29 protein-coding genes are annotated in these 24,742 nt (G+C 71.2%); 13 read left to right on the forward strand and 16 right to left on the reverse strand.

Going from position 1 to position 24,742, the window contains the following annotated elements; translation table 11 throughout:
• The first annotated feature begins 20 nt into the window (after positions 1–20).
• The 9 genes from AC3CH1_RS01235 to AC3CH1_RS01275 all read left to right on the forward strand — a co-directional run bounded on the left by AC3CH1_RS01235 (position 21) and on the right by AC3CH1_RS01275 (position 9,273).
• Positions 21–1,283 (forward strand): erythromycin esterase family protein, encoded by a 1,263-nt coding sequence (locus tag AC3CH1_RS01235; RefSeq protein WP_488461124.1) that lies wholly within the window; start codon positions 21–23, stop codon positions 1,281–1,283.
• 105 nt (positions 1,284–1,388) lie between these two features.
• Positions 1,389–2,288, forward strand: coding sequence for a TIGR03620 family F420-dependent LLM class oxidoreductase (locus AC3CH1_RS01240; protein WP_488461125.1), 900 nt, complete (start codon positions 1,389–1,391; stop codon positions 2,286–2,288).
• Positions 2,289–2,414: 126 nt separating this feature from the next.
• Positions 2,415–3,509, forward strand: coding sequence for a Rieske 2Fe-2S domain-containing protein (locus AC3CH1_RS01245; RefSeq protein WP_488461126.1), 1,095 nt, complete (start codon positions 2,415–2,417; stop codon positions 3,507–3,509).
• A gap of 400 nt (positions 3,510–3,909) precedes the next feature.
• Positions 3,910–4,671 carry a DeoR/GlpR family DNA-binding transcription regulator gene (locus AC3CH1_RS01250; protein ID WP_488461127.1) on the forward strand — a complete coding sequence of 254 codons (762 nt, stop codon included), beginning with the start codon at positions 3,910–3,912 and terminating at the stop codon, positions 4,669–4,671.
• A 187-nt stretch (positions 4,672–4,858) separates the two neighbouring features.
• Positions 4,859–6,226, forward strand: coding sequence for an ABC transporter substrate-binding protein (locus tag AC3CH1_RS01255; RefSeq protein WP_488461128.1), 1,368 nt, complete (start codon positions 4,859–4,861; stop codon positions 6,224–6,226).
• Complete coding sequence (locus AC3CH1_RS01260) at positions 6,223–7,185, forward strand: carbohydrate ABC transporter permease (RefSeq protein ID WP_488461129.1); 963 nt, start codon at positions 6,223–6,225, stop codon at positions 7,183–7,185. Before AC3CH1_RS01255 ends, AC3CH1_RS01260 begins: the two co-directional genes overlap by 4 nt.
• Positions 7,182–8,066: a carbohydrate ABC transporter permease gene (locus tag AC3CH1_RS01265; protein WP_488461130.1), complete on the forward strand. Its 885-nt coding sequence runs from the start codon at positions 7,182–7,184 to the stop codon at positions 8,064–8,066. The genes AC3CH1_RS01260 and AC3CH1_RS01265 overlap by 4 nt, the downstream gene beginning before the upstream one ends.
• The gene (locus AC3CH1_RS01270) at positions 8,063–9,052 is read left to right on the forward strand and encodes a zinc-dependent alcohol dehydrogenase family protein (protein WP_488461131.1); all 990 of its coding nucleotides are present in this window, start codon (positions 8,063–8,065) and stop codon (positions 9,050–9,052) included. The genes AC3CH1_RS01265 and AC3CH1_RS01270 overlap by 4 nt, the downstream gene beginning before the upstream one ends.
• A gap of 8 nt (positions 9,053–9,060) precedes the next feature.
• A complete protein-coding gene (locus AC3CH1_RS01275; RefSeq protein WP_488461132.1) occupies positions 9,061–9,273 on the forward strand; it encodes a hypothetical protein in 213 nt (70 codons plus the stop codon).
• A 118-nt stretch (positions 9,274–9,391) separates the two neighbouring features.
• Here AC3CH1_RS01275 and AC3CH1_RS01280 read toward each other — a convergent pair whose 3' ends face one another.
• The 5 genes from AC3CH1_RS01280 to AC3CH1_RS01300 form a co-directional block, all read right to left on the reverse strand.
• Positions 9,392–9,469 (reverse strand): 50S ribosomal protein bL37, encoded by a 78-nt coding sequence (locus AC3CH1_RS01280; protein WP_373292019.1) that lies wholly within the window; start codon positions 9,467–9,469, stop codon positions 9,392–9,394.
• 164 nt (positions 9,470–9,633) lie between these two features.
• Positions 9,634–10,062 (reverse strand): DUF4190 domain-containing protein, encoded by a 429-nt coding sequence (locus AC3CH1_RS01285; RefSeq protein ID WP_488461133.1) that lies wholly within the window; start codon positions 10,060–10,062, stop codon positions 9,634–9,636.
• Between the two features lie 95 nt (positions 10,063–10,157).
• Complete coding sequence (locus AC3CH1_RS01290; RefSeq protein WP_488461134.1) at positions 10,158–10,715, reverse strand: nitrobindin family protein; 558 nt, start codon at positions 10,713–10,715, stop codon at positions 10,158–10,160.
• A 300-nt stretch (positions 10,716–11,015) separates the two neighbouring features.
• A complete protein-coding gene (locus AC3CH1_RS01295; RefSeq protein WP_361336718.1) occupies positions 11,016–11,234 on the reverse strand; it encodes an MbtH family protein in 219 nt (72 codons plus the stop codon).
• A gap of 176 nt (positions 11,235–11,410) precedes the next feature.
• Positions 11,411–12,304 (reverse strand): siderophore-interacting protein, encoded by an 894-nt coding sequence (locus AC3CH1_RS01300; RefSeq protein ID WP_488461135.1) that lies wholly within the window; start codon positions 12,302–12,304, stop codon positions 11,411–11,413.
• 150 nt (positions 12,305–12,454) lie between these two features.
• Between AC3CH1_RS01300 and AC3CH1_RS01305 the strand changes: the two genes are divergently transcribed.
• Both AC3CH1_RS01305 and AC3CH1_RS01310 read left to right on the forward strand, forming a co-directional pair.
• The gene (locus AC3CH1_RS01305; protein WP_488461136.1) at positions 12,455–13,483 is read left to right on the forward strand and encodes a S66 family peptidase; all 1,029 of its coding nucleotides are present in this window, start codon (positions 12,455–12,457) and stop codon (positions 13,481–13,483) included.
• Positions 13,484–13,550: 67 nt separating this feature from the next.
• Positions 13,551–14,401 (forward strand): IS5 family transposase gene (locus AC3CH1_RS01310; RefSeq protein ID WP_488461137.1). Its coding sequence is split into 2 segments (ribosomal slippage): positions 13,551–13,893 and positions 13,893–14,401, totalling 852 coding nucleotides; the frame shifts between segments, so codons are not numbered across the junction.
• Between the two features lie 17 nt (positions 14,402–14,418).
• Here the strand turns inward: AC3CH1_RS01310 and AC3CH1_RS01315 are convergent.
• Entirely contained in the window at positions 14,419–15,510 is a 1,092-nt protein-coding gene (locus AC3CH1_RS01315) for an IS630 family transposase (protein WP_488461138.1), read from the reverse strand.
• A 225-nt stretch (positions 15,511–15,735) separates the two neighbouring features.
• Here AC3CH1_RS01315 and bla point away from each other — a divergent pair, with 225 nt between their 5' ends.
• Positions 15,736–16,695 (forward strand): class A beta-lactamase, encoded by a 960-nt coding sequence (gene bla / locus AC3CH1_RS01320; protein ID WP_488461139.1) that lies wholly within the window; start codon positions 15,736–15,738, stop codon positions 16,693–16,695.
• Between the two features lie 8 nt (positions 16,696–16,703).
• Here the strand turns inward: bla and AC3CH1_RS01325 are convergent, their stop codons facing one another.
• The 3 genes from AC3CH1_RS01325 to AC3CH1_RS01335 form a co-directional block, all read right to left on the reverse strand.
• Complete coding sequence (locus tag AC3CH1_RS01325; protein ID WP_488461140.1) at positions 16,704–17,267, reverse strand: type 1 glutamine amidotransferase domain-containing protein; 564 nt, start codon at positions 17,265–17,267, stop codon at positions 16,704–16,706.
• Between the two features lie 109 nt (positions 17,268–17,376).
• Positions 17,377–18,468, reverse strand: coding sequence for a glutamate--cysteine ligase 2 (locus tag AC3CH1_RS01330; protein WP_488461141.1), 1,092 nt, complete (start codon positions 18,466–18,468; stop codon positions 17,377–17,379).
• Between the two features lie 30 nt (positions 18,469–18,498).
• Positions 18,499–18,726, reverse strand: coding sequence for a DUF5133 domain-containing protein (locus AC3CH1_RS01335; protein ID WP_488461142.1), 228 nt, complete (start codon positions 18,724–18,726; stop codon positions 18,499–18,501).
• Positions 18,727–19,061: 335 nt separating this feature from the next.
• Here AC3CH1_RS01335 and AC3CH1_RS01340 point away from each other — a divergent pair, with 335 nt between their 5' ends.
• Complete coding sequence (locus AC3CH1_RS01340) at positions 19,062–19,310, forward strand: hypothetical protein (protein WP_488461143.1); 249 nt, start codon at positions 19,062–19,064, stop codon at positions 19,308–19,310.
• Positions 19,311–19,453: 143 nt separating this feature from the next.
• Here the strand turns inward: AC3CH1_RS01340 and AC3CH1_RS01345 are convergent, their stop codons facing one another.
• From AC3CH1_RS01345 to AC3CH1_RS01375, 7 genes are all read right to left on the reverse strand, one after another.
• Complete coding sequence (locus AC3CH1_RS01345; RefSeq protein ID WP_003964321.1) at positions 19,454–19,582, reverse strand: LPFR motif small protein; 129 nt, start codon at positions 19,580–19,582, stop codon at positions 19,454–19,456.
• A gap of 179 nt (positions 19,583–19,761) precedes the next feature.
• Positions 19,762–19,965 (reverse strand): cold-shock protein, encoded by a 204-nt coding sequence (locus AC3CH1_RS01350; RefSeq protein WP_003964323.1) that lies wholly within the window; start codon positions 19,963–19,965, stop codon positions 19,762–19,764.
• Between the two features lie 443 nt (positions 19,966–20,408).
• Positions 20,409–20,807: a DUF6221 family protein gene (locus AC3CH1_RS01355; protein WP_488461144.1), complete on the reverse strand. Its 399-nt coding sequence runs from the start codon at positions 20,805–20,807 to the stop codon at positions 20,409–20,411.
• 95 nt (positions 20,808–20,902) lie between these two features.
• Entirely contained in the window at positions 20,903–21,358 is a 456-nt protein-coding gene (locus tag AC3CH1_RS01360) for a VOC family protein (protein WP_488461145.1), read from the reverse strand.
• A gap of 3 nt (positions 21,359–21,361) precedes the next feature.
• The gene (locus AC3CH1_RS01365) at positions 21,362–23,041 is read right to left on the reverse strand and encodes an MFS transporter (RefSeq protein WP_488461146.1); all 1,680 of its coding nucleotides are present in this window, start codon (positions 23,039–23,041) and stop codon (positions 21,362–21,364) included.
• Positions 23,042–23,178: 137 nt separating this feature from the next.
• A complete protein-coding gene (locus AC3CH1_RS01370) occupies positions 23,179–24,195 on the reverse strand; it encodes an NAD(P)/FAD-dependent oxidoreductase (protein ID WP_488461147.1) in 1,017 nt (338 codons plus the stop codon).
• Positions 24,192–24,728 carry an isoprenylcysteine carboxyl methyltransferase family protein gene (locus tag AC3CH1_RS01375; RefSeq protein ID WP_488461148.1) on the reverse strand — a complete coding sequence of 179 codons (537 nt, stop codon included), beginning with the start codon at positions 24,726–24,728 and terminating at the stop codon, positions 24,192–24,194. The genes AC3CH1_RS01370 and AC3CH1_RS01375 overlap by 4 nt, the downstream gene beginning before the upstream one ends.
• Positions 24,729–24,742: the final 14 nt, after the last annotated feature.

Consider the following 24,742-nt stretch of genomic DNA (forward strand, 5'->3'; position numbering starts at 1 on the left):
TCAGCGATACGGTGGAAGCCATGGCCAACGACATCAAGGACATCGCCAACGCCGTCGACGCGGCTTCCGTCATGAGGCTGTTCGCCTCCCCGCCCCGGGTGCTGACCCTGGGCGAGCCCACCCACGGGGTCGACGCCCCTCTCCTTCTGCGCAACGCGCTCTTCCGGCAGCTCGTCGAACAGGAGGGCTACCGCACCATCACCATCGAGAGCGACTGTGTGGCGGGGCTCCTGGTGGACGACTACGTGACGACGGGCGCGGGCACGCTCGACGAGGCGATGGGGCGGGGGTTCGGCCACGGACTCGGCGAGTCGGCGGCCAACCGTGAACTGGTGGGCTGGATGCGCGCGTTCAACGACGGCCGGCCCGCACCCGACCGGGTCCGCTTCGCCGGCTTCGACGGGCCGCTGGAAATGGCGTACGCGGCGAGCCCGCGCGAGGCCCTCACCTCGCTCCACCGCGTTCTCGCCGCCCACGTGGACCCGGGCCTGCTCCCCTGCACCGCCGCGACGCTCGACCGCCTCCTCGGCCCGGACGACCGGTGGACCGACCCCGCGGCGATGCTGGATCCGTCCGCGTCCTTCGGGCGGTCGTCCGAGGCCGGGCGACTGCGCCTGCTCGCCGATGACCTGGGCGCGCTGCTCGACGCGTGGACGCCGCACCTGATCGCGGTGGCCTCGCGGGACGCGTTCGACCGGGCGCTGCTGTACGCACGGGCCGCCTCGGGGCTGCTGCGGTACCACTTCTGGATGGCGGACACGTCACCGAGCCGGCTGTCACGGCTGACGGGTCTGCGGGACCAGATGATGGCAGGCAATCTCCTCGCCCTCGCCGAGCGGGGGCCTGTTCTGGTGCACGCCCACAACAGCCATCTCCAGCGGGACATGAGCTCGATGCGGATGGGCGGCCGGCGGCTGGAGTGGTGGAGCGCGGGCGCCGTCGTCGACGCCCGTCTGGGCGAGGAGTACGGCTTCCTGGCTACCGCCTTCGGCACGATGAGGCACCAGGGCGTCGACGTTCCGCCGCCGGACACCCTCGAAGGAACCCTGTACGCGCTCGCGGAGGAGTCCTGCCTGGTGGACGCCACCGAACTGGCCGCCGTCCTCGGTGCCACGGACCTCGGCAGGCGCACCTCCCCGTACTTCGGGTACGCCCCGCTCGACCCGGCGCACCTGGCCCGTATCGACGGAGTCGTGTTCATGAAGGACGTTCCGGAGAATGTTCATGAGGACGTTGATGAGGACGTTGATGAGGACGTTAGGAAGGACGTTCAGGGGGAGTGAAGACGCTCGTGACACGCGCCGGAGGCCTCCCCCACTTCGCGCGTCCGGACGAGTGAATCGCCGTCAGGTCAGGAATACGTGGGCCCGGCCATGGTTGACCACACCATGACTTCTGAGATTTCGGGAACGGGCAGGGCATTTCGACGCGTGGGAATCTGGAGCGGCGCCCTGCACGCTTCACGGGTGGACGACGCGGGCGGGAAGGCGATCGCGGAGGCGCTCGCCGAGCTCGAAGCACTGGGGTACGGCACCGTCTGGATCGGGGGCAGCCCGACGCCCGAGGACGCGGCGGCCGTCGTGGCCGCCACCCGGTCCATCACGGTGGCCACCGGCATCCTGTCCATCTGGAACCACACGGCCGAGGAGGTGGCGGCCGCGATCGCGGCGATCGATCCGGCGGCGCACGGTCGCTTCGTCCTCGGTCTGGGCGTCAGCCACGGTCCGATGGTGCCGCAGTACGCGAAGCCGTACAGCGCGATGGTCTCCTACCTCGACGCGCTCGACGCCGCCGAACCACCGGTGGGCTCCGGCCATCGGGTCCTGGCCGCCCTCGGCCCGAAGATGCTGAAGCTCGCGGCCGGCCGGTCGCTGGGGGCGCACCCCTATCTCGTCACCACCGAGCACACCGCGGAGGCCCGTGAGGCGCTCGGCCCCGACGCGCTGCTCGCCCCGGAGCTGACGGTGGTGCTGGACACCGATCTCGACCGGGCGCGCACCACCGCGCGGACGATGCTGGGGATGTATCTGCGGCTGCCCAACTACACCGACAATCTGCTGCGTCTGGGATTCACGGAAGGCGACTTCGACGGCGGCGGCAGCGTCCGTCTGCTCGACGCCCTCTTCGCGCTGGGCGACGCCGGGCAGGTGAGGCACCGGACCCGGGAGTACTTCGACGCCGGCGCCGACCACGTCGCGTTGCAGGTGCTCACCGCCGAGGAGGGCGGCGGCGGCCTGCCGCGTGCCGCATGGCGTGAGCTGGCCGAGGCCTTCGGCGACGAGCTCTGACAGACGGGGGCCCGGACCGTCAACACGTCGCACCCATTGCCACGTTCGGGTGTGGTGCGGCGTGTCGGGCGGTTTTCGGGGCGGCTCTGGGAAGCCTCCGTGCGAACCGACCGTGGAGGGGGAGTCGTGGGAGTGGCACGTGAGTACGGGCGCACCATCAGTGAGGGTCCGACACCGGCCGATGCGGCGGGAGCGCCCGCGTTGCCCTATCCGAGCGGCTGGTCCGCCCTGGCCTTCTCGCACGAGCTGCGGCCGGGCACCGTGCTCACCCGGCCACTCGCGGGGCGCGACGTCGTCCTGTACCGCATGGGCACGGGGGCGCTCCGCGCCGTCCGTCCGTACTGCCCGCACCTGGGGGCCCATCTCGGTCTGGCGAAGGTCGAGGGGGAGGATCTCACGTGCCCCTTCCACTTCTTCTCGTTCGGACCCGACGGCACCTGTGTGCGCACGGGGTACGGCACGCCGCCGCCGCGGTCCCCGCTGACGCAGTTGCCCGTCCAGGAGGTGAACGGAGGCGTCTTCGTCTGGCGGCACCACGACGGCCGGGATCCGGACTGGTTCATCCCGCAGTGGCACGAGATCGGGCACAGGCCCGCGCGTACCGCCGCCTGGGAGCTGGCCGGCAACGTCCAGGAGGTGATCGAGAACTCGGTCGACCTCGGACACTTCGCCACCCTGCACGGCTGGGCGAAGGCCGAGATCGACGGCCCCGTGGCGTACGACGACGCGATGTTCCATGTCGCCATGCGGGCCCATGAGTCGGCGCCGCTCATGGGCGACTTCACCGTCGACGTGAAGGTGGACGGCTATGGACTCGGTTGTCTCCACGCCGACGTCCACACACCCCGCTTCGGGCTGCGGATGTGCACGATGGTGATGCCGACGGCCATCGGGCCCAACCGGATGCAGTTCCGGCAGCTGAACCGCATCGCCTTCGACGAGCCGGGCCGACTGCCGCCCGGGCTCGCCCGGATCGTCAGCCGTTCCGCGGCGCGGCTCCTGGACCGCCCCGTCTTCCGGGCCAGTTGCGAGTTCACCGCCGCCGATTTCCCGATCTGGCACCACAAGCAGTATCAGCAGCCACCCCGGCTGGCTTCCGGTGACGGACCGATCGGGCCGTTCCGTCGCTGGGCCAAGCGGTTCTATCCAGAGGCGCCGGGCAGGGCCTCGGTGACCCGCCCGCACCGCAGCGAGGGCGAGGACAGCGCCGTTCTCTCCTGACGTGACCTGAGTGCCGCCCCTGAGCCCGCCCGGGCACCGCACCCCGTCCTTCCCGCTCCCTTGCCCCGGCGTCCCCCTCGCCCCTTGCCCCATCGCTACTTAGCCCCTTGCCCCGGCCCGCGCGTGCCCCTTGCCGGGCACCGCGAACGCCGGGGCTCCGCACTTCGGGCGCCATTCGGGCACGGATCGCAGGGGAGCGGGCAGCCCCGGTGACCGGACCGGCGACCGTCCTGGTCATGACCAGCACCGTCGCACGCGGGAAACGGGCACGATCGGGCTGAGGGGATCCGGTGAAGCGGCTGGTAGTCGCCCCGGCACTGCTTGTACAAACGACACAGGAGCCCGAACGGACAGACGGCTCCGCCCGTGACGGGCCCAGCAGCGACCAGGGAAGTGCGCCGTGGACACCGAGGAACGCCGTCGGGGAATTCTGGCCGCGGCCCGGCGAGAGGGGTCGGTCGGAGTGAACGCCCTCGCGGACCTGTTCAAGGTGGCCAAGGAGACCGTCCGCCGCGATCTGCACGTACTGGAGGAGCACGGACTCGTCCGCCGGACCCACGGCGGCGCCTACCCGGTGGAGTCGGCCGGCTTCGAAACCACGCTCGCCGTCCGCACCACACGCAACGTTCCGCAGAAGTCGAGGATCGCGACCGCCGCCGCCGATCTGCTCGGCGACGCCGAGACGGTCTTCGTCGACGAGGGCTTCACCCCGCAGCTCATCGCCGAGGCACTCCCCCAGGACCGGCCCCTGACCGTGGTCACCGCTTCCCTGACCGTCGCCACCTCCCTCGCCGGGGCCGAGAGGACCTCGGTGCTGCTGCTGGGCGGCCGGGTACGCGGCTCGACGATGGCGACGGTGGACCACTGGGCCTCCCGGATGCTCGCGGACTTCGTCATCGACCTCGCGTATCTCGGAGCCAACGGCATCTCCCGCGAGTACGGCCTCACCACCCCGGACCCCGCCGTCGCCGAGGTGAAGGCGCAGGCACTGCGCAGCTCGCGGCGCAGGATCTTCGCCGGGATCCACAGCAAGTTCGGGGCGGTGAGCTTCTGCCGGTTCGCCGGGGTCGGCGACTTCGAAGCGATCGTCACCGACGCGGGGCTCTCCTCGGCCGAGGCTCAGCGCTACTCCCTCCTGGGACCCCAGGTCATCCGCGTCTGACCGGCCCCGTCAGCGCGGCCGGCCGCCCCTGCGCGACCGGCCCGCCCCCACCGGCCCACCCGCCCGCCGCACCGCCGACCGCACGGCTCCCGCACCCGCATCACCGCTCCCCCGCACCGCCGGAGCCTGCTTCGCCATGCCCGCGACGACCCGAGCACCGAGCCGCCACGACTGATCAGGAGCTCCCATGCCCCATCCAGGACGCCGCAGCCGACCACGGGGACGCGGCCGGGCCTGCGCCATGACCGCCGCACTGGCCCTGCTCGCCACCGGCTGCGCCGGAGCGGGCGGGACCTCCTTCGGGGGCGGCGACGCGCTGAACGTACTGATGGTGAACAACCCGCAGATGGTCGAACTGCAGAAGCTGACCGCGAAGCACTTCACTCGGGAGACCGGCATCGAGGTCCACTTCACGGTGCTGCCCGAGAACGACGTACGCGACAAGATCAGCCAGGACTTCTCCAACCAGGCCGGTCAGTACGACGTCGCCACCATCAGCAACTTCGAGCTGCCGTTCTTCGCGAAGAACGGCTGGCTGCACCCCCTCGACGACTACGCGAAGGCCGACCCCGCCTTCGACCAGGAGGACATCCTCCAGCCTCTGCGGGAATCGCTGACCGCCGAGGACGGCAAGCTCTACGCCCAGCCCTTCTACGGCGAGTCGTCCTTCCTCATGTACCGCAAGGACGTCTTCGAGGAGCAGGGCCTCAGCATGCCCGGGAAGCCGACCTGGGAGCAGGTGGCGAAGCTCGCCGAACGGGCGGACGGGGCGGAACGCGGGATGAAGGGCATCTGCCTGCGCGGGCTCCCGGGCTGGGGCGAGGTCATCGCCCCGCTCACCACGGTCGTCAACACGATGGGCGGCACCTGGTTCACCGAGGACTGGGAACCGCGCCTGACCGCGCCGGAGTTCAAGAAGGCGACGAAGTTCTACGTCGACCTGGTGCGGAAGCACGGAGAGCTCGGCGCCCCGCAGTCCGGATACGCCGAGTGCCTGAACAACATGACCCAGGGCAAGACCGCCATGTGGTATGACGCGACGGCGGGCGCCGGGTCCCTGGAGGCGGAGGGCTCCCCGGTGAAGGGGAAGATCGGGTACGTCCCCGCCCCGGTGGAGCAGACCGAGAGCTCGGGCTGGCTCTACACCTGGGCCTGGGGGCTGCAGAAGGCGTCCAAGAAGGCGGACGACGCCTGGAAGTTCGTGTCCTGGGCCTCCGGCAAGGAGTACGAGGAGCTCGTCGGGGCCACCAGCGGCTGGTCCAACGTGCCCGCCGGCAAGCGGGCTTCCACCTACGCCAACCCCGACTACCGGGCGGAGGCGGGCGCGTTCGCGGACGTCACCGAGCGGGCCATCTCCGAGGCCGATCCGAAGAATCCGGGCACCCAGCCCCGCCCGACGGCGGGCATCCAGTTCGTCGGCGTACCGGAGTTCACCGATCTGGGCACCCGGGTGGCGCAGGAGATCAGCGCCGCCATCGCGGGCCGCCAGTCGGTGGACGACGCGCTCGCCGCCTCCCAGAAGCTGGCCGAGAAGGTCGCGGAGGAGTACCGATGACCGTCAGCGCAACCAGAGAGACAACGTCCCCGCCCACCCCTGCGAAGAGGCCGGGCGGTGGTGGCCGGCGACGTGCCTGGGCGACCCGGGCCCCCCTACTGCCGGCGCTGGTCTTCCTGATCGCCTTCACCCAACTGCCCTTCGTGGCGACCCTGGTGATCTCGCTCTTCGACTGGAACTCCCTCAAGCCGGAGAAGCGCCACTTCACCGGGTTCTCCAACTACGCCTCCGTCTTCATCGACGAGGCGTTGCGCGAATCTGTCGTGACGACCGTCGTCCTCACCGTGTCCGTCGTGATCGTCAGCGTGGTGCTGGGGCTGCTCTTCGCCCTGCTGCTGGACCGCGCCTTCTTCGGCCGGGGGTTCGTGCGGACCCTGTTGATCACCCCGTTCCTGCTGGTGCCGGTCTCCGCCGCGCTGCTGTGGAAGCACGCGCTCTACAACCCCGAGTACGGGCTGTTCAACGGGGCGCTCACCTGGTTCGGCGAGCTGTTCGGCATCGAGTCGATCGCGCAGCCCGAGTGGACGTCCCAGATGCCGCTGCTCGCCGTCGAGGCGTCGCTCGTGTGGCAGTGGACACCGTTCATGATGCTGATCCTGCTGGCCGGGCTGCAGAGCCGGCCGGCCGAGATCATGGAGGCCGCCCGACTGGACGGGGCCGGGCCCTGGCAGATGTTCCGCTATCTGACGCTGCCGCATCTGCGCCGCTACCTCGAACTCGGCGTTCTGCTCGGTTCCGTGTACATCGTGCAGAACTTCGACGCGGTGTTCACGATCACCTCCGGCGGTCTCGGCACCGCCAACCTCCCTTACACCGTCTACGAGACCTTCTACCGGGCCCATGAGTACGGGCTGGCGTCAGCGGCGGGCGTGGTCGTGGTGATCGGCACGATCGTCATCGCCACCTTCGCGCTCCGGACGGTCTCCTCCCTCTTCCGCGAGGAGGCGAGCCGCGCATGAGCGCCTCGACCGCGACATCCGCATCCGCATCCGCATCCGCCAACGCCGCTACGCGCAAGGCACGTCGGCGATCCGCCGCCCTGGGTGTGGCCGCCTGGGTCGTGGGGATCGGCTTCTGTCTGCCCGCTCTGTGGATGGTGCTGACGTCCTTCCACGCGGAGGCCGACGCCGCGACCAACCCGCCGTCGATCGCCGCCGCGCTGACGCTGGACGGCTACCGCACCTTCTTCGGCGGCGGGGGCGGCCCGACGCCGTGGCCGCCGCTGGTCAACTCCCTGGCGGCCTCGTTCTTCTCGACCGTGCTGGTGCTGCTGCTCGCGCTTCCGGCCGCGTACGCGCTGTCCATCCGCCGGGTGCGCAAGTGGACGGACGTGATGTTCTTCTTCCTGTCCACCAAGATGCTGCCGGTGGTCGCCGGGCTGCTGCCGGTGTATCTGTTCGCGAAGAACACGGGGCTGCTGGACAACATCTGGCTGCTGGTCCTCCTCTACACCTCGATGAACCTGCCGATCGCGGTGTGGATGATGCAGTCCTTCCTCGCGGACGTCCCCGTCTCCATCATCGAGGCGGCGCAGGTCGACGGGGCCCGGCTGCCGACGGTGCTGCGCCGTGTCGTCGCGCCGGTCGCCGGTCCCGGCATCGCCGCGACCGCCCTGATCTGCTTCATCTTCAGCTGGAACGAGCTGTTGTTCGCACGGGTGCTGACCGGCGTCGTCGCCGGGACCGCCCCCGTCCATCTGACCACCTTCGTCACCAGCCAGGGCCTCTTCCTCGCCCAGCTGTGCGCGGCGTCCGTGGTCGTGTCCCTGCCGGTGCTCGTCGCCGGCTACGCCGCCCAGGACAAACTCGTCCAGGGCCTCTCCCTGGGAGCAGTCAAATGAGGGCAGCCATCGTCGAAGCCCCCGGCAAGGTCTCCGTGACCACCGTCCCGGACCCGTCGCCCGGTCCCCGCGACGTGGTGGTCAAGGTGGCGTCGTGCGGGCTGTGCGGCACCGATCTCCACATACTCCGGGGCGAGTTCGCCCCGACGTTGCCGATCGTGCCCGGGCACGAGTTCGCCGGGGAGGTCGTCGGCCTCGGTGCGGACGTCACGGAGCTGTCCGTCGGCGACAAGGTGGCCGTGGACCCCTCGCTGCACTGCCACGAGTGCCGCTACTGCCGTTCGGGCCGGGGCAACCTCTGCGACAACTGGGCGGCGATCGGCGTCACCGTGCCCGGAGGCGCGGCCGAGTTCGCGGTGGCGCCCGTCGCCAACTGCGTCACTCTGCCGGAGCACATCGACGTCCGGGACGCGGCGCTGATCGAGCCGCTGTCCTGCGCGGTGCGGGGTTACGACGTCCTCAGCGGCAATCTCGGGGCCCAGGTGCTGATCTACGGCTCCGGGACCATGGGGCTGATGATGCTGGAGCTGGCCAAGCGCACCGGCGCCGCGTCGGTGGACATGCTGGACGTCAACGCGCAGCGGCTGGCCACGGCGACGACCCTGGGCTGCACGGGCGCGGCGGCCCGTGCCGATGAGCTGGACCGTCCGGGCGGCTGGGACGTCGTCATCGACGCCACGGGCAACGCCACGGCCATCCAGGACGGTCTGGGGAGGGTCGCCAAGGGCGGCACGTTCCTCCAGTTCGGGGTCGCCGACTACGCCACCACCGCGGTGATCGAGCCGTACCGGATCTACAACCAGGAGATCACCATCACCGGTTCGATGGCGGTCCTGCACAGTTACGAGCGGGCCGCGGCGCTCTTCGCGAGCGGGGTGCTGGACGCGTCGGTGTTCATCAGCGACCGGCTGCCGCTGGAGCAGTACCCGCAGGCGATCGAGCGCTTTCAGGCGGGGATCGGTCGCAAGATCGTGGTGGAGCCGTGACGGATTCCGTGCCTTCGCCTGCCGCGGATCCCAGTTCCGTCCTCGTGCTCGGCGAGGCGCTGGTCATGGCGGGGATGCCGACCTGGCTGAGGACGGAGGCCGACCGGGATCCGGCCCTGTCCGCCGGGCAGGCACGGGCGATGCTGGAGTACGCGGCCGCGACGGCCTCGACGGTCTGCGCCGGGGCGGGAACGGAACCCCCGGCCCCGGTCGGAGTGTGAACCCGGCGCACATCGGGCATCACCCTCAGGACCCGAGTTCCACACGGCCCTCCCCCGGCCCACGGAAACCGCCGCGGCCCCACCGGGCTCCTCCGCCCGGTGGGGCCGCGGCGTCGCCTCAGCTCTGCGGACGCCTGCCGTGGTTCGCGGCGTTCTTGCGGCGGGCCTTCTTCTTACGACGTCGCTTCGATGACATCGAACCCTCCTTCTCTCTGCTCCGTACTCCGTTGCGGACGGTCCACCGGGCGGTGAGGCCCGGGGATCACCGGGCCGCCTACCCATGGACACCGTGGCAAACACCCGGTGCGGGTGCAACCGGCGGCGCGCCGCCGGGCGGGTACGGACAGGTGTGCGGACCCGTCAGTTGGTCAGCTCGTCGATGAAGTCCTCCGCGCACCGGTCCTCGGCCGTCTGGCCGTTCGCCCGGTTCATGCAGTCCTCGAGGTTCCTGAACTCCTGGGAGTCGAGCACGGAGACGGCCACCACGAGAACGATGGCGGAACCGATGAGCCCGAGCGCCCCGAACGCGGCGCCGACTATCGCCATCACCCGGCGCGGCGCGCGGCCCTGGCGGGTACGGAGCGCGGCGATGATCCCGAAGACGACGGCGAGCAGCCCGAGCAGCAGCCCGCCCACCACGGTCCAGAAGAACAGGCAGGCGATGAGGCCGAGCACGAGCGCGGCGACCGCGAAGCCGTTCGTCCGGGCGGGCGCCTGGCCACCATAGGGGTCATGGCCGGCGGTGGGCTGCCCCTGGTACGGGGAATCCGGGTACGAGGGAAGGGACATCGAGGAAGTGCTCCTGTTCTCCTGGCTTCCTGTCCACCTGCCCTGTGGCCCGTCCTCCATGCGCGCCCTTGGTCACACTCCGGCAACGAGAGGCTCTAAATGCCCTGGCCGGCGGCTTCCCGGCGGAGCCGCGCCGACAGGTGGTGCTGGAGCGGCCGGCCGACGGCGGCGAGATCGTGGACGAAGGCGAGCGTGTCCGGATCCGTCAGGGTGTAGCGGCGGCGGGTGGCGTCGACCTCCTTGGCCGTGGGGGCGAGCGACACCCGCTCGGTGGCGAGGTCCACGACGCCGTCGCGGGCGTGGCCGACCGAGATCTCCGCGATGCCGGTGGGCTGGGTGATCAGGGCCTCCACCCGCCCGTCCGGCTGCAGACGCCACCATCCGGTCTCACGGGCGGACGGCCGCAGGGGGCGCCCGTCCGCGTCGAGCAGCCAGGCCCGGGCCTCGTACGCGAGGAAGGGCCGCCCGTCGTGGCTGAACGTGACCTCCTGCGCGTAGGCGAAGTCCGCCTCCAGCGTCGGATATTCGCCGCGGCCCGTGCCCCGCCAGGTGCCGATGTATCCGGTCACCGGGGCGAGCAGCGGATGCGGCGCGGGAGAGGCCCCGGGGTGGAGGGCGTCGGGGAAGGGGAGTCCGGGGGCGGGGTCGTGCATGCGGGTGCGCTCCTGGGTCGGTGCCGGTACAGGGTCGCAGCCTAGGGGGTGCCGCACACAGGTGTGCGGGGTGGACGATCCGGCGGCCCCGTCCTGGCGACCGCGAGGACCGCTCCCACGAGGGTCGGCGAGCGGGGCGCCGAGGGCCGCCGCCATCAAGGCGGACCACGGTGGCGCGGTGGCGGCCACGACTCGGCCGGATCCGCCGGGAGAGCGAGTCCGGTGCCGGGCGCCGCCCACACGCCGGCTCCGATGAGGAATTCCCGGCGGGCGACCGGGCCCGTCAGCTTGGAGGAGTCCTCATGTGGGATCGGCCGCCATGCTCTCTATCAGGCTCTTGGGCCGCAGATCGGTCCAGTTCCGCTCGACGTAGTCCAGGCAGGCCTGGCGGCTGTCCTCCGGATGGGCCACGGTCCATCCGGCGGGCACCTCGGCGAACGCCGGCCACAAGGAGTGCTGTCCCTCGTCGTTGACGAGCACCAGGTAGGCGCCGTCCTCGTCCTCGAACGGATTGGTCACCGCAACTCCATCCATGTAGGTAAGGGTATCTTTACTTGATCGCTGGCGACCTTACCCACCCGTTCCGCGGTTGACTCGCCGAATCTCACAACTCTTCTGTTCAACACCGGTTTTGACGGCTCGAAATCAACGCCCCGGCGGCCTCGACGCCCGGTCCGGTGGCGAGATCGGCCCGGTCAGAGCCCGAGGTCGCTCAGGCGGGCCTCGTAGCGGATGGTGAGGTCCTCGGAGTCGCCGGCCGGGTTGTCCCAGAGGGCCTCCAGCTCGGAGCGCACGGCGTCGGGCAGCGCCTCGTAGCGCTCGGTCCAGGTGTCGGAGTTCGGTATCCAGTAGCCGACGACCTTGAAGCGGTCCGCCGGGAGCCCGAGGTCGCGGCGGAGGTAACGGCGCACCGAGCGCAGGGCGTTGGTCTCCCCAGCGACCCAGACGTACCCGCCCGCGAGGTCCGTGCCGGGCGGGACGGCGGCGGCCACCAGGTCGGCCAGGCGGCTCGGGCCGTGGCCGTTCCCGCCGTACGTCCAGGTCACCTTGGAGTCGGAGGGCTCCCGCAGGGGCAGCACGGCCGAGGGCGCGGGCGCTTCCAGCACCACCCGGGTCCTGACGTGGTCCGGCGTGTTCTCCAGCAGCCGGGCGGCGGCGGGCAGACCGGTCTGGTCGGCGACCAGCACCTGCCAGGAGAGGTCGGCCGGGGGGCTGTAGAGGCCCGTCGGATCGTTGACGCCCACGACGTCCCCGGGCCGCGCCTCGGCGGCCCAGCCGGACGCCACGCCGCCCTCGTGCAGCACGAAGTCGATGTCGACCTCGCCCGCCTCCGGGCGCACGGCACGGATCGTGTACGTGCGCATCGGCGCGACGGGCTGCCCCTCGGGGGTCTCCCACCCGCCCTGCTCGGTCGTCCGGGGCAGGGAGACCTCGGTGCGGTCCGGGCCGTGCGGAAGGAAGATCCGTACGTACTCGTCACCGACCCCCGTGGTCCTGAAGCCCGCCAGACCCTCCCCGTGGAGGGTGACGCGGGTCATGGTCCCGCTGAGCGGCTGCACTCGGGCAACGACGGCTCGGTGGATCGTCATGGACTCTGCCCCTTCGTACGGGTGGTCGGCCTGAGCGCCTCGCCCGCCGGGACGAGAGAACCGAATTGACTTAGGTCAGCCTAACCTTCACGCACGTCGGTTCGATACGGCATCGGTCGTACGGGCGGGCGCTGTGGCAAGATCCGACGCATGTCCGTTCGATATCCACGCCCCCTGCGCCCCGGCGACCGGATCGGCGTCACCTCCCCGTCCAGCGGAGTACCCGAGGAACTGCGCGATCGGCTCGCCGTCGCGGTGCGCGATGTGGAGGCACGGGGGTACAAGGTCGTGACCGGCCGGTGCATGGACGGCGGCGGGCACGTCAGCGCGCCCGCGGTCGACCGGGCGGCCGAGTTGACGGCCATGCTGACGGACCCCTCGATCAGGGCCGTGGTGCCCCCGTGGGGCGGGGAGACCGCCATCGACCTGCTGCCCCTGCTCGACTGGGACCGGCTGCGCGGGGCCGAGCCCACCTGGGTGGTGGGCTACTCGGACATGTCGACCGTCATGACGCCGCTGACCCTGCTCACGGGGGAGGCGACCGTGCACGGGAATAACCTCATGGACACCCCCTACCGGGTGCCGGAAGGGCTGGTGTCCTGGCTCGACGTCGTCGCCGCGCCGCCGGGCCACCGCTTCACCCAGATTCCGCCGGAGCGTCACCGGGCCACGGGCTACGACGACTACGCGGAGCACCCGGAGGTCCGCACGTTCACGCTCGACACCCCGGGCCGGTGGACAAGGCTGGACGGCGAGGGCGACGTGGACGTCGAGGGGCGGCTGATAGGGGGCTGTATCGAGATGCTGAGCAACCTCACCGGGACGCCGTACCTCGACACCTCCGCCTTCGCCCGGACCCATGCCCCGGAGGGCCTCCTCGTGTATGTGGAGGCCGGCGGCCACGACGCGTTCACCATCTGCCGCAATCTGCACGGGATGCGGCTGGCCGGTTTCTTCGACGCGGCCAACGCCGTTCTCGTGGCCCGGACTCCAGCCCCCGACAGCGGCTCGCTCACCCAGCGTCAGGCGGTGCTGGACGCGCTCGGACCGCTGGGCGTGCCGATCGTCGCCGACGTCGAGTGCGGCCATGTGCAGCCGTACCTCCCCCTGGTCAACGGGGCGCGGGGCCGGGTCGTCCACACGGCGACGCGCAGTGAACTGACGCAGACGTTGGTCTGACCGGCCATCCGGCGTGTGCGCCCTAGGGCCTGTCTTCAAAGCTTGTTGATGGGGCATCATGTTACGCATGGTGCGGCGACATGAGCTCTCGGACGAAGAGTGGGACGTTCTGTCGGGGCTGCTTCCGCGAACGGGCGCGGGGCGGCCCCGGCGAGACGATCGGGTGGTCCTGAACGGGATCGTGTGGAAGCTTCGGACCGGTTCGGCCTGGCGTGATGTGCCGGAGAGATACGGGTCCTGGCGGACGTTGTACACACGTTTCCGCAGGTGGGCGCTCGATGGCACGTTCACGCGGATGCTTGAAGCCGTTCAGGCTCAAAAGGAAGCGGCTGGGGATGTTGACTGGCTGGTGTCGGTGGACTCCACGATCACCCGCGCTCATCAGCACGCGGCCGGCGCCCGTAAAAAAGGGCAAGCCCTGCAGAAGTGGCACACGCTCACGCCCTCGGACGATCCCGTGGCGGACTGACGACCAAGATTCACCTCGCCTGCGACGGCCGCGGCCGTCCGCTCGGCTTCGTCGTCACAGGCGGCAACATCAACGACTGCACGCAGTTCGAGCAGATCCTCGCGCAGATCAGGGTTCGCCGTCCGGGCCCGGGCCGACCACGCAACCGGCCCGACCATCTCCAGGGCGACAAGGGATACAGCAGCCGACGCATACGCAACTACCTGCGAAAACGCCGTATCCCGCACACGATCCCGGAACGCTCGGACCAGCAGGCGAACCGCCGCCGTCGTGGCAGCAACGGCGGCAGGCCGCCCGCTTTCGACAAGGAGCGCTACAAGCAGCGCAACGTCGTCGAACGCTGCTTCAACGCGTTGAAGCAGTACCGGGCCATCGCCACCCGCTACGACAAAACCCGAGAATCCTACGAAGCGGCACTCACCATCGCGTCACTCCTGATGTGGATATGACCCTTTGAAGACAGACCCTAGTGACCTGAGTCGGAGATTCGGTGGCAGTAGGCGGCGACTTTGTCGAGGATCTCGTCGGCGGTCTTGGTCCAGACGAAGGGGCGGGGGTTGTCGTTCCAGTCGGCGAGCCAGCCGCGGATGTCACGCTCGAGGGCTTGGACGGAGCGGTGGACACCTCGCTTGAGCTTCTTCTGTGTGAGCTCGGCGAACCACCGCTCCACCAGGTTCAGCCAGGACGAACTTGTCGGGGTGAAGTGCAGATGGAAACGCGGATGCGCCAGCAGCCACCGCTTGATGTCGGGTGTCTTGTGCGTCGCGTAGTTGTCGAGGATCAGGTGGACTTCGAGGTCTGAGGGGACTTCCTTGTCGAGCTTGGCCAGGAACTTCTTGAACATGGCCGCCCGGTGGCGTCGGTGCAGGGATCCGATCACCTTGCCAGTGGCGACTTCCAGGGCGGCGAACAGCGTGGTGGTGCCGGCGCGGATGTAGTCATGACTCCGGCGCTCAGGAACACCAGGCATCATCGGCAGCACGGGCTGAGACCGGTCCAGGGCCTGGATCTGCGACTTCTCGTCCACGCAGAGGACCAGTGCTCTCTCCGGCGGATCCAGGTAGAGGCCCACGACATCGCGGACCTTGTCGATGAAGAACGGGTCCGTGGACAGTTTGAAGGTCTGCGAGCGATGCGGGGCCAGGGCGAACGCCCGCCAGATTCGGGAGACGGCCGACTGCGACATCCCGGTGGCCGCGGCCATCGACCTGGTCGACCAGTGGGTGGCGTTCTTCGGCTTCTCCTCGAGTGTCCTGACGATGACCCGCTCGACATCCGCGTCGGTGATCTTCCTCGGGGCGCCCGGCCGTGGCTCGTCGGACAGGCCGTCCAGACCGCGTTCGATGAACCGCCGCCGCCAGGTGCGGACCGTGTCCGCAGCAACATTCAGCCGACGGGACACCTCCAGGATCGAGTGCCCCTCGGCGCACTCCAGCACGATCCGCGAACGCTGGGCCAGAGCCTGGGCCGTCGTCCGGCGACGCACCCAGCCCTCCAGCACAGCCCGCTGGGCATCAGTCACCGACAACGGCGGAATCTTCGGACCCGGACGACTCATACCCGACTAACGATGAATCCCTGACTCAGGTCACTAGGCCCTGTCGTCAAACTCCCGTCTGCCCCGCGGCGCCATGCACGCACTCTCGCTCGCCGCACCGGGCCCACGCCCGAGTACGTCCAGTACAAGGACGTACGCCCGGCACGCCGAGAGCACGCACCTGACCCCCCAGAGCCGCCCTCCGGGCGACGACGGGAGTTTGACGACAGGCCCTAGCATGGCGGGGTGAGCCGACTGCCGAACCCCCACGCCCGGCGTTCCGTACTCCGCCTGCTGGGCGGCGCCCTCGTGTCCGTGCCGCTCGCGGCCTGTGGCACGGAATCCGACTCGCCCTCGCCCTCGCCCACCGGAACGGCGGCCGGAACTCCCTCGGCCGCGGCGCGGGACGCCGGGCGCGCCTTCGCGGCGCTGGAGAAGGAGTACGCGGCGCGGCTCGGCGTGTACGCCGTCGACACCGGGACCGGGCACACGGTCGCCCACCGTGACGGGGAACGGTTCGCCTACGCCTCCACGTTCAAGGCGCTCGCGGCGGGGGCCGTGCTCCGCGAGCGCGGGCTGGGCGGGCTGGAGCGGGTCGTGACGTACCGCCGTGAGGACCTGGTCGACCACTCCCCCGTCACCGAGAAGCACGTGGCCACCGGAATGAGCCTGGGCGATCTGTGCGACGCCGCCGTGCGCTTCAGCGACAACACCGCGGGCAATCTGCTGTTCGACGCGGTCGGCGGGCCCCGGAAGCTGCAGGCGGTGCTCGCGGAACTGGGGGACGGCGTGACCCGGATGGAGCGGCGGGAGACCGAGCTGAACGAGTGGACTCCCGGCGCCACCCGTGACACCAGCACCCCCCGGGCCCTGGCCGAGGATCTGCGGGCGTTCGTCCTGGGCGACGCCCTCGGCAGGCCCGAGCGGGCCCGGCTCACCCAGTGGCTCACCACCAACACCACCGGCGGCGAACTGGTCCGGGCAGGGGTTCCGAAGGGGTGGACCGTCGGCGACAAGACCGGGGCGGGCAGTACGTACGGGACGCGCAACGACATCGCCGTGGTGTGGCCGCCCGACGCGGCGCCCCTGGTGCTGGCGGTGCTCTCCAACCGGACGGACGCGGACGCCGACTACGACAACACGCTGATCGCGAAGGCGGCGTCCGCCGCCGTCGCCGCCCTGACCGGGCAGCGGGACCGTCCGTAGCGGACGGTTCAGGACTCGTCGAGCACGGCGTCGATCTCGCCGAGGAAGTCGTCCAGGTCGCCGGGGTTCCTGGAGGTGATCAGCGTCCAGCCGGAGGCGTCGTCGCGGACCACCGGCTTGTCGACCCAGGTGCCGCCCGCGTTGGTGATGTCGGTCCGCAGTGACGCGTACGAGGTCAGCGTCTTGCCCCGGACGTAGCCGCCCTCGACCAGCGCCCACGGCCCGTGGCAGATGGCGGCCACCGGCCGGCCGGAAGCGGCGAACGAGCTGACGATCCGGGTGGTGGCCTCCTCCAGCCGCAGCGAGTCGGCGTTCAGCGTGCCGCCCGGGACCAGCAGCAGGTCGTACGCGGCGGGGTCGACGTCGTCGAGCGTGAGGTCGGGCCGCACGGTCTCGCCGGGGTCGCGGTCGCCGACGAGGGTGCGGATCCCGTCGGCGGAGACCGCCGCCACGCTGACGTGCGCCCCGTGTCCGCGCAGGTGTTTCACGGGGACGACGAGCTCGTCCTGCTCGACTCCGTAGTTGGTGACGATGGCCAGGATGCGGCGGTCGTCGAGAGCGGTGGTGGGCATGGGCTGCTCCGTTCCTGTGGTGTCGTTCTTCCGTCGCCGTTCGTACGGTCGTGTGGTCGCGGCGGCTCCCGTTCGTCGTGTCGGCCGGCGCGGGACCGGCGGGGGCGGCTCATCCGGCCGTGATCCGGACGCATTCGGCGACGGTTTCGCGCAGGCTCCCGGTCCGCGTCAGGATCTCGCGCTGGATCCGTGCCCCGTTCCCCCGCCGGACCACGTCCGCCAGGGCCCGCTCCGCGGCCTCCAGGTCCCCGCTGTCCTCCAGGGCGTCCCGCACATGGTCCAGCAGGGCGCGCAGGACGTCGGGGGCGGGCTCCGGGCGCAGGGTGCGGGGGTGGACCAGCCGGTCCTCCAGGCCCGCGCGGCCCGCCTGCCAGGACGCCACACGGAGCACGGACGTGCTGATGTCCTGGGGCGGCTCACCGGCCCGCCACTCCCGTGCGGAGGTCTCCACCAGTCCCCGTACCAGCGTGGCCAGCAGCACGGTGTCGGCCGGGTCCAGGCAGACGTCCGCGATCCTGACCTCCACGGTGGGGTAGCGGTGCGAGAGGCGCGCGTCGAAGTAGACCATCCCCTCGTCCAGGAGAACCCCGGTGTCGATCAGCGACCGCACTCGGGCGTGGTACTCCTCGGGGGAACCGTGGACCTCCACCGGGCCGGCCGACGGCCAGCGCCCCCACACCTGGCTCCGGTAGCTGCCGTACCGACTGTCCTGCCCCTGCCAGAACGGGGAATTGGCGCTCAGGGCTAGCAGGACGGGCAGCCAGCCACGCATCCGGTCGAGCACGGCGACGCCCTCCTCGTCCGAGGCCACCGATACATGGACGTGGCAGCCGCAGGTCAGCTGTTCCTGGGCGGTCAGCCCGAAGCGCTCGGCCAGCCACCGGTACCGCTCCCCCGTGCCGATCTTCGGGCTGACCGGGAGCGGCGAGGTCGCCAGGGCCGCGACAGACGCCCCTGCGTCGGTCGCGTGCCGTACCGCCTCGGTACGCCACCGGCGGACGGAGGCGGCGAGTTCGCCCATGTCCGCGCACGGGTGCGTGGAGAACTCCAGCTGCTGGCGGTGCAGTTCCGACTCGAAGGCCGACTCTCCGACCGCGTCCCTCTCAGCGATCGCCAACACCGCCGAGGACAGCGCCCGTGCCTCTCCGCTCGCCGCGTCGACCAGCAGCAGCTCTTCCTCGACACCCACCGTGCGGGCCACGGCACCCTCCCCTTCCACGGTCGACGGCGCTCAGGCGGAGAGGACGGAGTCGTCCTCGGGCCGGGCGCCGGGCAGCTGGTGGCGGGCGGCGACCAGCGCGCTGTCGACGTCACCCGTGCCGGTCGACACGCACAGCGTGTACGCCACGTCGTCCATGCGCTGCCGGGCCTCTTCACCGCCGCTCTCCGCGTGCAGCAAACGCAGTGCCTCGTACTGCTCGATCAGATTGCGCAGCACCGTGGGGTGGGCCATCAGCATGCGGGGCGTCCTTCCGCCGGAATCATCGCGTGGTGTCCTGCTCGCCCGGGTGGGCACCGCACCGAGTACCCGCCCACGGGCAAGCCACACCCCAGGGCACCGCGTCCGCCGCTCCGGTGCGGCGCGACGCGCCCCCGGCCGGTGGCCGGAGCTCCAATATGGCCGGGCGGCAGGGCCTCCGCATCTTCTCCGCCCTCTCCCCGGGCCGTCTCCGGGGCCGGGGCATGGGTGCCGGTCCTCGCCGGACCCCAGGACTGCTTCGCCCGGCAGCGGGTACCCACCAGGACGCATCACTCGTCCCCGGTCGTACCGGGGCAGTACGGAAGGAAGCTCTCATGACCGACCGCAGGCCGGAAGGCACCGCCTACACCGGGGCTTCCGGCAGCCCGCCCCCCGTTCCGGCGGACATGCAGGACCAGCAGACACAGGAGGGCGAGGACGCTCTCGACATACCGGTGCCGGACCGGGTGGCCCGCGAGGGCGGACAACCCGACCTGGACGAGGCCGGCGCCGGCCGGGACGCCCCGCGCAACGCGGGCGCGCACCCGGAAGAGCATCCGACCCCGGACGAGTCGACGGGCTGACGAGCACGTGCGCGGTCAGGGACTTCCGGCCGGGCGGGCACGCTCCGCCGGGTCCCACCGGCCCGGAGGAATCCGGACGGCTCACCGCACACGGCATGCCCGTGCCCCGGCCCGTTTTCGGGCCGGGGCACGGGCATGTCCGCTCAGTGGTGGCCGCGCGCGCTGCTCGACGCGCCGCCGAACAGCCTGGCCAGGGCCCGGAAGGGCAGCGTGACCACGGTGGCGATGGCTCCTCCGATGGAGCGGAGTACATCTGCGATGGCCTTGAGCATGGGTCGCCCTCCAATCCCCCACAGACCTTCCGGAAGTTCCGGAACGATCGGTGCGAGATCCACCGCGTACCCGGCACGCGCCTTCCCAATCGGGGAACCACCCGGCAGGAATCCACCCCGTACGCCCTGGAGCCCCGGAGCGCAGCGCGCTCCGGGGCTCCAGGGTCGGTCAACCCGGATCAGGCGGTGGTGATGTTCTCCGCCTGGGGGCCCTTCTGGCCCTGGGTGATGTCGAAGGTCACCGCCTGGCCTTCCTGGAGCTCACGGAATCCGGTGGAGTTGATGTTGGAGTAGTGCGCGAAGACGTCGGGACCCCCGCCGTCCTGCGCGATGAAGCCGAAGCCCTTTTCCGAGTTGAACCACTTGACGGTTCCGCTGGCCATGCCCGTACCTCTCAGCAGTAAACGGATCCGCACCGCGCGGACCCGGAGGTGATCGCCCTGGTTCTCAGGCACTGCACAGCAAAACGCCCGCGCCAGGCGCGGGCAGGTACTGCGAACCACGACATCTTCCGGCGACGCTACACGCCGGGATCACTCCTCACCAGAGAGCAACGCCATTTTGCTGTGGATCACCTTCACGGTCACCGGCTCGTACCACACCGACTACGGTCCGTTCAGGGGCCGTCGGCGCCCCGGGCGGCACCGCGCGCCCGCAGGACCAGCGGCATCTGGAGGGGCGGCCGGACCCGGGCCGCCACCCGCCGCGGACGGGACGCTGACGCCGGTGGCCGGCCATCCGCACATTGGCCGGAAACACACCGAGCAGCAACTGGAGGGGACCCACCGGCACTTACGGGATCGGCGGGCGGCCCGGCCCCCGGGTGCTACTGGATGAACCGGGGCAGCCAGCGGGCCTGGTAGTCGACGTGGCCCGCGTACTCGGCGGCCAGTTGCCGTACGGCGAAGCCCAGGCCCACCGCTCGGCCGGAGCGGAAGTCCTCGGCCGGGCGGTCGGTGTCCAGGTCGGCCACCTCGACGTACTCGCCGAGCATGACCCGGTGCGTCTCGATGCGCTCCAGCGTCCGTGCGGGGTCCTGGAGCGCGATGTGCTCGTCGAAGCCCCGGCCCCGCACCGTGAACGCCACCCCGCCGGTGCGGTCGTGGACCTCGCCCGGCACATCGGCCGGGCACCGCCATCGGTCCCCGCCGGCGGCCAGTGCGACGTGTTCCTCGTCGGCGAGCCGCGCCCGGACGAAGGCCACCATGTCTGCGTTGGCGCCCATGTGGATGCCGCTCCCTTGCGCTGATGGATCTCTGCACTCGATACGGGGAGCATTCTGGTGGACCGGACGCGGCGCGATCCACCTCCGCATCCGGTTCACCCCACCGTGTCCCCCTCGTTGCTCGCGGCGAGGTCGGCGAGGACCTTGTGCAGGGGTTCGGTCTTCCGGCGGCGGTACTCCTGCACGGCCCAGCCGTTGCCGTCGGGGTCGGTGAAGTACATGAAGGTCGCCCCGTCGTCGGGGGCGTACCGCTGCGGCTCGGAGACCTCGACACCCCGGCCGACGAGCTCGGCGTGCGCGGCGTCGATGTCGGTGACGCAGAGCTGGAGACCGTGGTACGTGCCGGGCCTCGGGGTTCCCGTCGGGTTGGGCAGTCCGTCGGTGAGGGCGATCGAGCAGCCGGAACCGGGTGGCGTCAGCTGGACGACGCGGGCGCCGGGCATCACCTCGGCGTCGAGGTCGACGTGGAAGCCGATTCCGTCCCGGTAGAAGTCCCGGGCCCGGTCGATGTCGGTCACGGGCAGCACGATCACTTCGAGGGTCCAGTCCATGGGTCAGCTCTCTTTCGCGGGTCGCTCGGCCTCCGGGTCGGGCCGTGGTTCGTCGGTGCCCGGCTGCCGTGGCGCGTTCGTGCCGGGCCGTGTCCCGTCGGTGCCGGGCCGTTCCCCGTCCGTCGCGGCGTCGTCCGTCGTCTCACCGGCGAGCGGTGCCGCGCCGCCCTGGAGGCGGGCGAGGTCGGCGGGCCTGACCTGGATGACGAACAGGGCGACGAGGGCGGCGACCACGGCGAAGCAGGCCGCGACGACGAAGGCGCTGGAGACGCCCGAGGTGAGCACCTGGTCGCCCCAGGGCGGTGGCAGCTCGCCGGTCCTGCGGAACTCCAGCAGCTGGGCGGGCGTGCCCTCCTGGAGGAACCTCGGCACCTGGTCGGTGGCTTCGTTGCGGCTGGCCGTGCCGAACGTCGTGACCAGGATCGACAGCCCCAGGGACCCGCCGACCTGCTGGGTGGCGTTGAGGATGCCGGAGGCGGCGCCCGCCTCCTTCGGGGCGACGCCCGAGACCGCCATCAGGGTCAACGACACGAACTGCATGCCCATGCCGAAGCCGAACACGAGCATCGGGCCGAGGATCGAGCCGAGGTAGGAGCTGTGGACGTCGGTCAGCGTCAGCCAGCCGAGACCCGCGGCGGCCAGCAGCGCGCCCGCCACCATGAAGGGTTTCGGTCCCCACCTGGGCAGCAGCTGGGAGGCCAGGCCCGCGCTGACCGCGATGACGGCGCTCACCGGCAGGAAGGCGAGACCGGCCCGCAGCGGGCTGAAGTCGAGGACGTTCTGCACGAAGAGGGTCAGGAAGAAGAACATCCCGAACATCGCGGCGGCGAGGCTGAGCATCATCGCGTAGGAGCCGGCGCGGTTGCGGTCGCGGAACATCCACAGCGGCGTGATGGGCTGTTTCGAGCCACGTTCGACGGTGATGAACACCGCGAGGAGCAGCACGGCCACCACGAACGAGCCGAGGGTCAGCGCGTCGGTCCAGCCGTCCTCGGAGGCGCGGATGAAGCCGTAGACGAGCAGCACCATGCCGACCGTCGAGGTGAGCGCGCCGGCGATGTCGAAGTGACCCGGACGGCGTTCGGACTCGGGGATGTAGCGAGGGGTCGCGAAGGCGATCAGCAGGCCGATCGGAACGTTGACGAACAGGACCCAGCGCCAGTCCAGCCACTCCACCAGCAGCCCGCCGGCGAGCAGCCCGATCGCGCTGCCGCCCGCCGAGACGGCCGCGAACACCCCGAACGCGCGGTTGCGTTCGGGGCCCTCGCGAAAGGTGGTGGTGATCAAGGACAGAGCTGTGGGGGAGGCGATCGCGCCACCGACGCCCTGGAGCGAGCGGGCGGCCAGCAACTGCCAGCCCTCCTGGGACAGCCCGCCGAGCAGCGAGGCGAAGACGAAGAGGAGCACGCCGAAGACGAAGACCCGGCGGCGGCCGAGGATGTCGCCGAGGCGTCCGCCGAGCAGCAGCAGTCCGCCGAACGTCAACGTGTAGGCGTTGACGACCCAGGAGAGGTTCTCGGTGGAGAATCCCAGGTCCTTCTGCATGTGCGGCAGCGCGATGTTGACGATGGTGACGTCGAGCACCACCATCAGCTGGCATGAGGCGATGACCAGCAGTGCCAGTCCGCCGCGGTGCCGATCGGAGGTGGCCGTGTCGGCGGGTGTCGCGTGGGAGCCCGTCATGGTGGAGTTCGTCTCTCGTGCCGAGGGCAGTGCGCCCCGTGGGGGCGGCCGGTCTCTGCGTCGGTCGGATGAACGCGGGCGTTCACCCGACCGACGTTATGCCGGAACCCGGAGCCCCGCCATTCGGGCGTCCGGCTTCACTGGAGGGCGTGGACCGCGGCGCGGAAGAGGACGGGCGCCCGGTGGGCGGCGGCGACGATCAGCCGCCCCGAGGACGGACGGCCGGCGGCGCCCAGCAGGGCCGAGGTGAGCAGGCGGTAGCGTCGCGTGACCCGCGCCCACCGCAGGGGGTAGTCCTCGGGCCGCCCGGCGGCCAGGCAGTCGACCGCGGCCGTCGCGGTGGCCACCGCGAGGGCGATGCCCTCCCCGGTCAGGGCGTCCACGTAGCCCGCGGCGTCGCCGACCAGCAGGACGCGCCCGGCCCTGGGGCTCTGTGCCCGTTGGCGCAGCGGCCCGGCCCCGCGTACGGGGGTGGCCCCCGCGCTGTCCGCGAGCCGGGCCGCGAGAGCGGGGAAGGCGGCCAGATGCCGGTCGTAGGGGAGGCGGTCGCGGCTCAGCACGGCCACCCCCACCAGGCGGTCGCCGACCGGGGTCACGTACGCCTCGCCATGCCGGGACCAGTGCACCTCGACGTGGTCCGTCCACGGGGCGAGCGGGTAGTGGCGGCGCAGGCCGTAGCGTCCGGGCCCCGTGACGGGCCGGTCGAGGCCCAGGGTGCGGCGCAGCGGCGAATGGAGCCCGTCGGCGGCGACGAGCCAGCGCGCGGTGAGTCCGGCGGCGGTGACGCTGTCCTCGTCCTGCCGGATCTCCCCCGCCTTCGCGGCGACGACGCGTACGCCGAGGGCGGCGGCCCGTTCGTGCAGGGCGGTGTGGAGTTCGGTGCGGCGGACACCCGCGCCGGGGCCGCCCCGGAAGGCCGCCTCCGCGCTGCGCCGGCCGTCGGTGTAGCGGATGCCGCGCAGTTCGTGGCCGGTCACCCGTACGCCGAGGTCGCGCAGGGCCGCCACGCCGCCGGGCATGATGCCCTCGCCGCACGCCTTGTCGACGGGGGTGGTGCGCGGCTCGACCACCACCGCCTCCAGGCCGGCCGAAGCGGCCCGGATCGCGGCGGCCAGTCCGGCCGGGCCTCCGCCCACGACCAGGACGTCGATCACGCGGGTGCGTCCGCGGCCGGGAGGCGGGCGAGCGCCCCGTCCTCGCACCGGATCCGCACCACCATGAGCACGGTGTTGAGGCCGGTGAAGACGAGCGCGGTCACCCAGGCCCCGTGGACCAGGGGCAGCGCGAGGCCTTCGGCCGCGACGGCGACGTAGTTGGGGTGGCTCAGCCACCGGTAGGGGCCGCCGGTCACCCGGGGCAGGCCGGGGACCACGATGACCCGGGTGTTCCAGCGGGGGCCGAGGGTGCGGATGCACCACCAGCGCAGCACTTGCGAGGCCACGACGACGGCGGCCATCGTCCAGCCGAGTGCGGCCGGGAAGGGGCGTTCGGCGAACCGGACCTCCGCCAGGCAGCCGGCCAGGAGCGCGGTGTGCAGCGCGACCATCGCCGGGTAGTGCCCGCGGCCCGATTCGACGCCGCCCCGGGCGAGGCTCCAGCGGGTGTTGCGGCGGGCCACGACGAGTTCGGCGAGGCGCTCGGCCGCGACGGCCAGCACCAGGAGGGTGTACCAGGTGGTCGAGGTCATGGGGGGGGTCTCCG

This window comes from Streptomyces sp. MGP-P1, from assembly GCF_057766565.1.